The organism is Pseudomonas sp. Irchel s3b6, from assembly GCF_900187415.1.
Lineage (GTDB): Bacteria > Pseudomonadota > Gammaproteobacteria > Pseudomonadales > Pseudomonadaceae > Aquipseudomonas.
In genome coordinates, this window is record NZ_FYDM01000013.1 from 25,585 (window position 1) to 37,936 (window position 12,352).

Sequence of the window (12,352 nt, forward strand, 5' to 3'; positions counted from 1 at the left end):
CGGTTACTCAGAAAATACGCGTAATCGTTAACGCCCATCGCGAGCACTCGAGCGTCGACCGGCTGCTCCTACAAGTGCAGTCTCATCGCCTTAACTGAACTGCATTACACCAGAACCAGATTTTTTTCAGATCGCGGTTCCCTTTTGCGTTTTTCGTTCGGTTAACCCCAAGAAGCACTTCAATTGCCGATCGACTCGATCCAAAGGGACCTCCATGCCGCACCACGTCGCCGCCCGTTTTCGTTTCGCCTTGCGCCCCTTGGCACTGGCCCTTCCCGCCGCCCTGCTGAGCCTGGCCCCTGTGGCCACCCAGGCGGCTGACACCGCCAGCCGCGAGCAGTCCAGCAGCCAGCGCCAGTACCGCATTGCCGCGGGTTCGTTGGTCAGTGCGCTCAATAGCTACGCCGAGCAATCCGGGGTGTTCCTCGCCGGGCACAACGACCTGGCCAGCGGCAAACGCAGCCCGGGGCTCAACGGCAGTTTCACTGAACAGGAAGCCTTGCAGCACCTGCTTCAGGGCAGCGGCCTGCAAGCCCAGCCGCAAGCCGATGGCAGCTACGTGCTGCAAGCGGAGCCCACGGGTGACGGCACGTTGCAACTGGGGGCCACGACCATTTCCGGCCAAGGCCTGGGGACGACCACCGAGGACACCCACTCCTACACCACCGGCTCCACGTCCTCGGCCACCGGCTTGCCGTTGTCACTGCGTGAAACGCCGCAGTCGGTCACCGTGATCACCCGTCAGCAAATGGACGATCGCGGCGCACAGGATGTCGGCGACGTGTTGCGCAATACCCCCGGCATCACGCAACAGGCCTACGACACCGACCGCATGGAGTTCTCGTCCCGCGGCTTTGCCATCACCAACTACCAGTACGATGGCGTCAACCGCGTCTACGACGGCGTTTACGGTGAAGCGGCCACTAACGTCGACGCGGCCACCCTGGACCGTATTGAAGTGGTCAAGGGCGCTACCGGCCTGATGACCGGCTCCGGCGACCCCTCTGCCACGGTCAACCTGATTCGCAAGAAGCCAACCAAGGCGTTCAAGGCTTCGGTCAGCGGTACCGTCGGCTCCTGGGACGCCTACCGCACCGAAGGCGATATCTCCGGACCGTTGAACGACAGCGGCAGCCTGCGCGGGCGCTTCGTCGGCGCCTATCAGGACAAGAACTCCTACCTCGATCATTACAGCCAGAAGAAGGATCTGTTCTACGGCATCCTGGAAGCCGACCTGACCCCGGACACCCTGCTGACCTTCGGTATCGACAAGTCCAGCGTGACCCCACGCGGGACCTCCTGGACCGGCAACCCGACCTACTTCTCCGACGGCGGCCGCACCGATTTTTCGCGCCACTTCAACCCGGGCGCCGACTGGAGTCGTCGCGACTTCGACGACATCACCTACTTCGCCTCCCTGGAGCAGGCGCTGGCCAATGACTGGAAACTCAAAGTCAGCCTCGACGAGAAAACCACCGACCACGACACCCGCCTGGCCTCGGCCAGTGGCGGCAACCCGGACCGGGCCACCGGCGAAGGCATGTTCCTGTACTGGGGCCGCTGGGAAGGCCATCGCGTCCAGGACACCGCCGACGTCAACCTCTCCGGCCCCTTCACCCTGGGCGGTCGCGAGCATGACCTGGTGGCCGGCGTCATGGCGTCCCACTCGCGCCAGACCGGCTCGACCTACGACACCAGCGCCTTCGAAACGGTGCCGGGCAGCATCTATGACTGGAACGGCGACCTGCCGTACCAGGCATTTCCGAAAAACGGCAAATACGAGCGCACCCAGAGCCAGAACGGTGTTTACCTGGCCACCCGCCTGCGACCGACCGACGACCTGTCGTTCATCCTCGGCAGCCGTTTGAGCACCTTCAAGTACAACGAAGACTACACCTACTACCCGGGCTCAGGCCTGGACGACACCCACGCCAGCTACAAGGAACATGGCGTCGTTACCCCCTACGCCGGCGTGATCTATGACCTGGACGATACCTACTCGGTCTACGCCAGCTACACCTCGATCTACCAGCCCCAGGTCTACAAGGACACCGATGGCAAGACCCTGGCGCCGGTGGAAGGCGACAGCTATGAAACCGGCCTCAAGGCCGCGTACCTGGACGGCAGGCTGAACGCCAGCCTGGCCCTGTTCCGCACCGAGCAGTACAACCTCGCCGAATCGATCGGCACCAACCCGGTCACCGACGAAGGCATCTACAAGGCCATCGATGGCGCCACCACCCAGGGCGTGGAACTGGAACTGGCCGGTGAACTGCAGGAAGGCTGGAACCTGATCGCCGGCTACACCTACGCCCGCACCCGTGACCAGGACGATCAACGCGTCTACGGTTACCCGCTGTCCACCACCAAGCCGGAACACGTGATCCGCACATTCACCACCTACCGCCTGCCGGGCGCCCTGGACAAGGTCACCGTCGGTGGCGGGGTCAGTTGGCAGAGCGCGTTCTACGGCAAGGTCTACAGCCCGACCGTGGGCGATAACACCCGGATCAGCCAGGGCGGCTACAGCCTCGTCGACCTGATGACCCGCTATCAGTACAACGAGCACCTGAGCTTCACCGCCAATGCCAACAACGTCTTCGACAAGAAGTACCTGACGGGCCTGGGCAACTTCGACACCACCTTTTATGGCGAGCCGCGCAACCTGATGCTCACCACCAAGTGGGACTTCTAGGCCAACTGCCCCTCCCGCCGCTGCCGAACCGTCGGCAGCGCGCGGTTCTCCCGACGGTCGATCCACGGCATCACCCAACGACTATGCTGATAGTCCAGTGTGATGACCTGTTGAGGAGAACCGCCATGTCGCGTATCCAGAAACTCACCCCCTGCCTGTGGTTCGACGACCAGGCCGAAGACGCCGCGCACTTCTACTGCTCGGTGTTCGAGCACTCCACCGTCACCGCCATCACTCGCTACGGCAAGGCCGGCTTCGAGTTCCACGGTCGGCCCGAAGGCTCGGTGATGACCATCAGTTTCGTGCTCGACGGCCAGACCTTCACCGCTCTCAACGGCGGCCCGGTGTTTCGCTTCAACGAGGCGATCTCGTTCCAGGTCAACTGCCACTCGCAGTTTGAAATCGATCACTTCTGGTACGCTCTGTCGGCCGGGGGCGACGAGCAGGCCCAGCAATGCGGCTGGCTCAAGGACAAGTTCGGCCTGTCCTGGCAAATCGTACCGGTGGCGTTGATGGAGATGATGACCGACCAGGACTCCAGCAAGTCCCAACGCGCCATGCAGGCCATGCTCAACATGAAGAAAATCGACATCGCCACACTCGAGCGGGCCTTCAACGACCAGGGCTGAGACGCCCCGGCCACTCGGGGCTCAGCCTGCGACCACAAACACGATGATGGGGCCGCACACGGCCAGCAGCACGTTGGAGATCGCATAACACACGGTAAAGCCGATCACCGGCGTGCTACTGCCGGACTGTTCGATGATTTTGTTCATGGACGCCGCTTCGGTCTGCGCCCCGGCGAGGGCGCCAAGCAGGATCATGGGGTGCAAGCGCAACACATATCGACCGAAATACAGGGAGACCAGAGGCGGCAACAGGGTCACCACCACCCCTGAAAGCAACAGTGGCAGACCATGCTCGCGCATGGCGGTGATGGCCGCAGGCCCGGCCAGCAACCCGATCACGGCACCAAAGGCGGTCAGACCGAACTCGGAAAACGCCCATTGCGCGGCCGGGGACAACGCACCCGTTTCAGGGTGACGGGAGTTGTACCAGCCAATCACCAGCCCCGTCACCAGCACGCCACCGCCGACTCCGAGCTCCACCGGGATCATGCCGACATGGGTCGACAGCAGCCCCAGCAGCGAGCCGATGACCATGCCCAGGGTATGAATGGCGATATCGCTCTTGTAATCCTGCTTGCGGATCCGCCCCAGGCGCGCCGCCAGCGCTTCGACACTGCGGGTACGCCCGGTCAGGGAAATCACGTCGCCACGGCGCAGCACGGTATGGGGCAACAGCGGCAGTTCAAACGTCTGGCGGGTAATGGCGTTGACAAAACACCCCGGGCGGTCGCCGCCGGTGACCAGACGCTTGATCTGCTGCAGGGTCTTGCCCGCAAACTCAGCCGAGGTCAGGACAATGTCCGCCTGACGTGTAGCAAACGAAAGCGATAGTGGGTGATCCAGTTCCGGTCCGATCCACTCGTTCAAAGGTCCCACGGCCTCGCGCAGCGCATAGCCCCCAGAATGTCATCCGCCCGCAGGACCAGACTGATATCCCGCTCCAGTACGTGACCGTCGCGCACCACCCGCTCCACCGTCAGGCCCGCATGCTGCTGTTCGAGCCAGGCAATGGGGTGACCGTCCGCGGGCCCGTTGGCCGCGACCCGATGGGCACGCACCACCACGCGGGTATAAGGTACGGCGATGGCGTCTTCCTCATTGTCGATGCCCAACTCCCGCTCCAGTTCCCGGGCCGAGCTTTTCAGGTCGATCCCCAGCAGGCGTGGGGCAACAGTGCCGACAAACACGATCAGGCCGATGGTGCCGAACAGGTACGTCACCGCATAGGCCACGGCCATATGGCTGTTGAGCAGGTTCCGGGCCGCCGGCTCGAGGGCCAGTTCGTTGATGGCGCTGCTGGCGGTTCCCATGATCGCCGTGTCGGTCAGCGCACCCGCGCCGAGACCGGCGGTGAAGCCGGCGTCGAAATGGAAGACCGCGTTCATCAGCAGGATCGAGCCCAGTGCCGTCGCACACAGCACCACCGACAGCAACACCAGTTTCAGGGTGCCGCGGTTGAGGCTGCCAAAAAACTCCGGCCCGCTCTTGAACCCCACTGCGTAGATGAACAGTGCAAAGAACACCGATTTGAAGGCTTGTGGCACCTCAATGCCGATCTGCCCGATCAGCAACCCCATCAACAGGGCGCCGGCCACCGATCCGAGGTGAAAGCTGCCCAGCTGAATCCGACCGATGAGCACGCCCAGGGAAATCGCCAGGAACACCGCGATTTCCGGTGACGCCTGTAGCGCACCCAGCAAGAACTCAAGCATTCGAAACTCCCTTTCCGGTTTGATTGAGCACGTCGCGCACCAGGTGGCAACAGAGTCCTGTCGCCGGCCAGTGTAGTCGCTAAATCATTCCGTTCCGGGTTCAGTACTTCCAGAACACCGGCGTGAACAGCACCAGTACCGTCAGGATCTCCAGGCGCCCCAGGAGCATGCCAATGGTCAGCAGCCACTTCGCGGCATCAGGCAAGGTTGAAAAATTACCTGCCGGCCCGATGATCGCCCCTGCCCCCGGGCCCACGTTACACACGGCCGTGGCCGCCCCCGTCAACGCGGTCGTCCAGTCCAGCCCGATGAGCGCCAGCCCCAGGGCAATCACGGCAATGGTGATGGTGAAAAAAAACGAGAAGGTCAACAGCGACCGGACAATCTCCTCGTCAATGGAGTGACCGTTGTACTGCTTCTGAATCACCGCCCGTGGGTGGATGAGTTGCTTGAGGTTGCTCATCAGCAGCGCGGCGGCCACCTGGAAACGAAAGATCTTCAGGCCTCCCGCCGTGGAGCCGGAACACCCCCCCACGAAGGTCAGGTAGAAGAACAGCAGCACGGAAAAGCTGCCCCACAAGGTGTAGTCGCCGACCGCGACCCCCGTGGTCGTGACCACTGACGTCACGTTGACCGCCACGATGCGAAACGCATCCCACCACCCGAAGTCGCTGTGCAGCCACAGCCAGGTACCGAACGCCAGCCAGGTAATGACCAGGAAACCGATGAACCCCCGCACCTGCTGATCCATGAGCACGGCACTTCGATGGCCGCGCAAGCTCGCGACGTACAACGCGAACGGCAGGCTGCCGAGGATCATGATGACCACCGCCACCCAGTGAATCGCCGGTTGGGTCCAGTGCCCCAGGGACGCATCCGAGGTCGAGAAGCCGCCGGTCGAGATCAGCGACATGGCATGGTTGACCGCTTCGAACGGGGTCATCCCGGCAAGCCACAGCGCCAGCGTGCCAAGGCCAGTCAGGCCCAGGTAAATCCAGACGATGTACGTGGCACCGACATGGGAGCGTGGCGTCACTTTCTCCGACCAGTCCGACGACTCGGTCTGGAACAGCCGCATGCCGCCCACCCGCAACATGGGAAGAATCGCCACCGCCATACCGATAAAGCCTATACCCCCGAGCCAATGCAGCATCGAGCGCCAGATCAACAATCCGGGAGAGGCGGTGTCCAGGCCGGTCAGGACCGTGGAGCCGGTGGTGGTAATCCCCGACATCGTTTCAAAGAACGCGTCGGTGTAGCTGATGTGACGGATGAACACCATGGGCAGCGCCGCAAAGGTGCAGACCACGACCCAGCTCGCCGTCGTCAGCAGGTACATGTCCCGGGGGCGCAATTGCACGGTTTCCGGGCGCCCCTTTGCCACCAGCAACAGCCCGCAAACGAAGGTGATCAGGCTCGACCAGAGAAAGGCCGGCAGGTCGTCGCTGCGCTCGTGCGCCACCAGGGTCAGCATGGGGATCGCCATGCTGACAGCCAGCGTTATCAGAAACATGCCCAGGATAAAACCGATAAGCCGAATTGCCGTGCCAGACATCAAACAGACCCACCAGATAAAAGGCACGCAGTATCAGAGGTCGAACCGTGCGCCCGCGTAAAGTTTCCGTAATTTTTCCCTTGGCTGCGCAGTGGACTCATCACCTGCGCCGGACCACCGGGAGGCACCGGCACCTGCTTCTCAAACAACGATTAACAGTGTAGAAGAGGCGCAAGCGTCTCGTTGCCCGTGTGTAACGCACGCCACCGCCGTGATGTGCACAATGGAATACACCCCCATGTCATACCGCAATGCCGCACAGGCCAAGGGCGTTTTTACCCCCCCTTCACCTCGACCAAAGACCCAGGCAGGGGACACGTCCCCGCGCTTCTGGCGCGATGATGCCCTGCCCTTCATCGAGGCACGCGCCATCGCCGATGGTCGAGAAGTCTGTTACGCCCGGCATTCCCACGAGCATTTCTCCATCGGTGCAATCACGGCCGGACGCAGCACCTACCTGCATGAGCGCTCGGCCTTCGAAGTTGCAGCTGGCACCGTGGTGCTGATGAACCCCGGCGACGTCCATGCCTGCAACCCCATCGACGACCAGCCATGGGCCTACCGCATGCTGTATGTCGATACGCCGTGGCTGACCGACCTCCAGCATCAGCTGGGATTCAGCGCGGAACTGGATTTTCGGCGCTTTGCCATCCCCCATTGCGACGACCGCGCCGTGTTCGACGGGCTCAATCAACTGTATGACACCCTGCTCGACGAACAGGCGCCGATCCTGCAAAAACACAGCGCCACGGTGGCGTTCTTTACCGAGGTACAGACCCTGCTCAACCCGGCCGAGGTCCTGGTTCGCGAACCCAACTTCAAGCTCGAACGGGCCGCCGAGTACATCCGCGAGCACTGCACCCAGGCGCTGAAACTGGAGGATATCTGCGAAGCGGCGCAGCTCTCGACGTCGTACCTGATCCGCGCGTTCAAGCAACAGTACGGGATGACGCCCCATGCGTTCCTGGTCAACCAGCGCATCCAGTTCGCCCGCCACCAGTTGCGCCAGGGCAAGCTGATTGCCGACGTCGCGCTGCAAGCGGGGTTCGCCGACCAGGCGCACTTTCAGCGCGCCTTCAAACAGCACCTGGCCGCGACACCCGGGCAATATCGCGGCTAAACCGCCTGAGGCAGCAGCAGATAGCCGGCGCTGAGCGCCAGCAGCAATGCCATCAAGCGGTTGAACAGACGCATGCCACCGGCATTGTTCAGGTAGTGCCGCAAATAGGTACCGGCATAGGCCCAACAGGCGACCGACAGGTAGCAGATCACCAGGTACACCGCCGCAAACTGCCAGACCAGCCGCGCATCTCCGTCAGCGACAAAGGCCCCCATGCCCGCGACACAGGCCAGCCAGGCCTTGGGGTTGAGCCACTGCATCAGCGCCCCGTAGAACATCGTCGGCGCCTTGCCCCCGTCCTTGGTGCCGAGACGGCCATCATCGGTCGCCAGTTTCCAGGCCATGAACAGTAGAAACGCCACCCCGGCCAACTGCACCACCCGGGTCAACGCCGGCCAGCGTTCCAGCAGCTCATGCAAGCCCAACCCCATCAACACCAGCAACAGCACAAACCCCAGGGTGGCCCCCGCCACGTGCCGCTGACTGGCGCGAAAGCCGTACTGCGCCCCCGAACTCAGGGCAACAATGTTCACCGGCCCCGGGGTGATCGACGCAACCAACGCAAACGCGGCCATGGAAATGATCAGACTCATTGCACACCTTCCTTCAGACAACCGGGGACATCCCGGCGCTCAAGGTAGAAGGAGGCCCAGGCAGCTGTATTGAAGAAAACACCCCTTGGCGGATGTCCGCGTTGCAGATCGAACGATCTGTGTCATACGGATGTCACTGACAGTACAACTGCCGCAACACCGATGACGAGCAAACACTGCATCACAAAGGGTAAGCAGCATGGCAAACACCGAAGAGCCCCGTGACCCGAGCCCGATGTCGCCGGGTATGGTCGTCGCCTATGCGATCGGCCTGCCGCTGGCGCTGTTGGGCCTGATCTTCCTGCCCGCCGGTACCCTCGCCTGGCGGCCCGGGTGGATATTCCTCGGCGTGCTGGTGCTGGGTTTCGGGATCTCGGCCCTGGTGCTCGCCCGGGTCAACCCGGTGATCTACCGTGCGCGCAGCCGGATTCAGGCGGGCACCAAACGCTGGGACAAAGCGCTGCTGGCGCTCCTCCTGCCGACTCTGGTGGCGATCCTGCCGGTGGCCGCCCTCGATGCCGGGCGGTTTCATGGCTCGGCCGTTCCGGCCTGGGCGGTGCTGGCGGGTTATCTCGGCGTGCTGGCGGGGATCGGTGTGACGGGCTGGGCACAGGCGGTGAATCCGTTCTTCGAACCGGGCGTACGGATCCAGTCCGAACGGCATCAGCGCGTGATTGATGGCGGTCCCTACCGCTTCGTGCGGCACCCCGGGTATGTCGGCGCACTGTTTCTGTTCTTCGGCATGGCGCTGGCGCTGGGCTCGTTCTGGGCGCTGGTGCCCGCCGCGCTCGCGGCAGCGCTACTGGTCCTGCGCACGGCCTGGGAAGACCGGTTATTGCAGGCCGAACTGCCCGGCTATGCCGACTATTCCCGTCGGGTGCGGTGGAGATTGCTCCCCGGCGTCTGGTGAATGATTCCTGCCCGCTGATAGGCTGTAGAGAACCCCTGAGTCCGTCGCTCATCCCGATGACCGATGCAGCCCACATGATTTCCAGAAGAACAGCCCATGCCCCCTACCCACCTCGACGATCGTAGCCCCTGGCAGGTCTTTCTTGTCTTCCTACGCCTGGGACTGACCTCGTTCGGTGGCCCCGTCGCCCATCTGGGCTACTTTCGAGCGGAGTTCGTGGTCCGCCGACGCTGGTTGAGTGAGCGCAGCTATGGGGACCTGGTGACGCTCTGCCAGTTTTTGCCCGGCCCCGCCAGCAGCCAGGTCGGCATGGCCCTGGGCCTGTCGCGGGCCGGCTACCGTGGCGCGCTGGCAGCCTGGCTCGGTTTTACCCTGCCCTCGGCACTGCTCCTGATCCTGCTGGCGCTGGGTATTTCCGGTTATGGGGAAGTGCTACCGTCCGGCACCCTGCACGGCCTGAAAGTCGTCGCGGTGGCCATCGTCGCCCAAGCGGTATGGGGCATGGCGCGCACCCTCTGCCCGGATGTGCCCCGTGTCACGTTGATGGTGGCCGCGACCTGCCTGGTGCTACTGCTGCCATCGGCCTGGGCACAGGTTGGCGTGATGGCCGGCGCGGGCATCGCGGGCCTGTTGCTGTGCAAGCCCGCACGGGCCGGCGAGCATGAGCCGCTGCCGATCACGGTCAGTCGCCGGGCGGGGGCGCTGTGGCTGACACTCTTTCTGGCCTTGCTGGCGGGCCTGCCACTGTTGGCCGGACTGATGGCCAGTCCGACCCTGGACATGCTGGGTGCCTTCTACCGCAGCGGATCCCTGGTGTTCGGTGGCGGGCACGTCATGCTCCCGCTGCTCCAGGCCGAAGTGGTCCCCACTGGCTGGATCAGTAACGAGACCTTCCTGGCCGGCTACGGTGCGACCCAGGCCATGCCCGGTCCGTTGTTCACCTTTGCCGCCTTTCTCGGGGCCTCGATGCACGGCCCGCAGTCAGGCTGGCTCGGCGGTCTGCTGTGCCTGCTGGCGATCTTCGCACCGTCCTGGCTGCTGGTACTCGGCGTCCTGCCGTTCTGGGAGCGACTGCGGCGCAATCAAGGCGTGCAAGCGGCGATGTTCGGGATCAACGCCGCGGTGGTCGGCCTGCTGCTGGCCGCGCTCTATCGGCCGGTATGGACCAGCGCCATTGTGCAGCCGGCGGACTTCGGCCTGGCACTGGTCGCCTTGGTGGCGTTGATGTACTGGAAGCTCCCACCCTGGCTGGTGGTCGTGGGTTGCGGCATTGCCGGCGGGCTGTTGAGCCTCATGCCCTGAGCCGCGCGGGGTCTGAGACCCGCCAGGGCACGGTCGCGCTCAGTCCAGCACCGGGACCACGCGCGACGGCTTGACCGATTTGAACGAAAAGCTCGAGTAGATCTCCTTGACCGCCGGCAGGGTTTGCAGCACCTCGCGCGCGAACTCGCCGAAGGACTCCAGGTCCTTGGCCACCACTTCCAGCAGAAAGTCGTAGCGCCCGGAGACGTTGTGGCAGGCGACGATTTCCGGAATTTCCAGCAAGCGCTGTTCGAAGGTCCTGGCCATGTCCTGGTTATGGGACTCCATCATCACGCTGACAAACGCGGTGACACCGTAGCCCAGCGCCTTGGGCGAAAGCACCGCCTGATAGCCCGTGATCACCCCGCTCTCCTCGAGGAGTTTCACCCGTCGCCAGCACGGCGAGGTGGTCAGGGCAACCTGATCGGCCAACTCGGCGACCGTCAGTCGGGCATTGCCTTGCAGGGCGATGAGGAGTGCCTTGTCAGTGCGATCCAGGCCAGGGGGCATGTCTTGCCTCTCAATCTTGTTTTTAGGGATATTTATTCTAAACAACCGTTTATTCGTCGGTTATTTTGGAATTTTTCGCGTTGAGTTTGAGCATAGCATTGTAGGAAATCAGGGAGCGTTGACCATGAACAATAAAAACAATGAGCTTGGCTTTTCTACCCGCGCCATCCATCACGGCTACAACCCGCTGGACAACAACGGCGCACTGATCCCGCCGATCTACCTGACGTCCACCTTCGCCTTCCCCACCGTCGAATACGGTGCAGGGTGTTTCGCCGGCGAAGAGCCCGGGCACTTCTACACTCGCATCTCCAACCCGACCCTGGCGCTGCTGGAGTCACGCATGGCCACCCTGGAAAACGGCGAGGCCGCGGTGGCCTTCAGCTCCGGCATGGGGGCGATTGCCGCGACCTTCTGGAGCCTGCTGCGTCCCGGCGACGAGATCATCGTCAATGGCACCCTGTACGGGTGCACCTTCGCCCTGCTGCACCACGGCATCGGCGAGTTTGGCATCAAGGTGCGCCATGTCGACATGGCCAACCTGGCCGAGTTGCGCGATGCCATCGGGCCCGCGACGCGCATGATCTATTTCGAGTCGCCGGCCAACCCGAACATGCAACTGGTCGATATCGCGGCGGTGGCCGGGATCACCCGCAAGCACCCGGATGTCACCCTGGTGGTGGATAACACCTACTGCACCCCGTACCTGCAACGACCGCTGGACCTGGGCGCGGACGTAGTGGTGCATTCGGCCACCAAGTACCTCAGCGGCCATGGCGACATCACCGCCGGTATCGTGGTGAGCAGCCAGGCACTGGCGAACCGAATCCGCCTGCAAGGGCTCAAGGACCTGACCGGTGCCGTGATGTCGCCCCAGGACGCCTTCTTGCTGATGCGCGGGCTCAAGACCCTGTCGTTGCGCATGGAGCGCCATTGCAGCAACGCTCAGGTGATTGCCCGATATTTGCAGGAACACCCTGCCGTCGAGTCGGTGACGTACCCCGGCCTGCCCTCCTTTGCCCAGTACGAGTTGGCGGCCCGGCAAATGAAATTGCCGGGGGGCATGATTGCGTTCGAACTCAAGGGCGGGCTGCCCACCGGCAAGCGCTTCATGAACGCCCTGCAACTGTTCAGCCGCGCCGTCAGCCTGGGAGACGCCGAATCCCTCGCCCAGCACCCGGCCAGCATGACCCACTCCACCTACACCCCTGAAGAACGCGCCCGCCACGGTATTGCCGAGGGGCTGGTACGCTTGTCGGTAGGCTTGGAAGACTGCGCCGACTTGCTTGCCGACGTCGCCCAGGCCCTCGATGTGTGCGCGTGAGG

9 protein-coding genes and 1 pseudogene are annotated in these 12,352 nt (G+C 63.3%); 6 read left to right on the top strand and 4 right to left on the bottom strand.

What is annotated here, in order from left to right:
- The first annotated feature begins 214 nt into the window (after window positions 1-214).
- Both CKW07_RS19355 and CKW07_RS19360 read left to right on the top strand, forming a co-directional pair.
- Window positions 215-2,695: a TonB-dependent siderophore receptor gene (locus CKW07_RS19355; protein ID WP_176465341.1), complete on the top strand. Its 2,481-nt coding sequence runs from the start codon at window positions 215-217 to the stop codon at window positions 2,693-2,695.
- Window positions 2,696-2,820: 125 nt separating this feature from the next.
- Window positions 2,821-3,324, top strand: coding sequence for a VOC family protein (locus CKW07_RS19360; RefSeq protein ID WP_095146582.1), 504 nt, complete (start codon window positions 2,821-2,823; stop codon window positions 3,322-3,324).
- 21 nt (window positions 3,325-3,345) lie between these two features.
- Here CKW07_RS19360 and aspT read toward each other — a convergent pair.
- Both aspT and CKW07_RS19370 read right to left on the bottom strand, forming a co-directional pair.
- Window positions 3,346-5,036, bottom strand: a pseudogene (gene aspT, locus CKW07_RS19365) (aspartate-alanine antiporter).
- A gap of 100 nt (window positions 5,037-5,136) precedes the next feature.
- Window positions 5,137-6,591: a TrkH family potassium uptake protein gene (locus CKW07_RS19370; RefSeq protein WP_095146583.1), complete on the bottom strand. Its 1,455-nt coding sequence runs from the start codon at window positions 6,589-6,591 to the stop codon at window positions 5,137-5,139.
- A 238-nt stretch (window positions 6,592-6,829) separates the two neighbouring features.
- On the opposite strand from CKW07_RS19370, the gene CKW07_RS19375 reads away from it, so the two are divergent.
- Window positions 6,830-7,711, top strand: coding sequence for an AraC family transcriptional regulator (locus tag CKW07_RS19375; protein ID WP_095146584.1), 882 nt, complete (start codon window positions 6,830-6,832; stop codon window positions 7,709-7,711).
- Here CKW07_RS19375 and CKW07_RS19380 read toward each other — a convergent pair.
- The gene (locus CKW07_RS19380; protein WP_095146585.1) at window positions 7,708-8,304 is read right to left on the bottom strand and encodes a LysE family translocator; all 597 of its coding nucleotides are present in this window, start codon (window positions 8,302-8,304) and stop codon (window positions 7,708-7,710) included. The genes CKW07_RS19375 and CKW07_RS19380 overlap by 4 nt on opposite strands.
- A gap of 199 nt (window positions 8,305-8,503) precedes the next feature.
- Here CKW07_RS19380 and CKW07_RS19385 point away from each other — a divergent pair, with 199 nt between their 5' ends.
- Together CKW07_RS19385 and chrA are read left to right on the top strand one after the other, a co-directional pair.
- Entirely contained in the window at window positions 8,504-9,214 is a 711-nt protein-coding gene (locus CKW07_RS19385; RefSeq protein ID WP_256577071.1) for an isoprenylcysteine carboxylmethyltransferase family protein, read from the top strand.
- 96 nt (window positions 9,215-9,310) lie between these two features.
- Entirely contained in the window at window positions 9,311-10,516 is a 1,206-nt protein-coding gene (gene chrA / locus CKW07_RS19390) for a chromate efflux transporter (protein WP_095146586.1), read from the top strand.
- 39 nt (window positions 10,517-10,555) lie between these two features.
- Here the strand turns inward: chrA and CKW07_RS19395 are convergent, their stop codons facing one another.
- Window positions 10,556-11,026, bottom strand: a complete 471-nt coding sequence (locus CKW07_RS19395) for an Lrp/AsnC family transcriptional regulator (RefSeq protein ID WP_095146587.1) — start codon at window positions 11,024-11,026, stop codon at window positions 10,556-10,558.
- Between the two features lie 124 nt (window positions 11,027-11,150).
- Between CKW07_RS19395 and CKW07_RS19400 the strand changes: the two genes are divergently transcribed.
- Complete coding sequence (locus tag CKW07_RS19400; protein ID WP_095146588.1) at window positions 11,151-12,350, top strand: methionine gamma-lyase; 1,200 nt, start codon at window positions 11,151-11,153, stop codon at window positions 12,348-12,350.
- Window positions 12,351-12,352 lie beyond the last annotated feature (2 nt).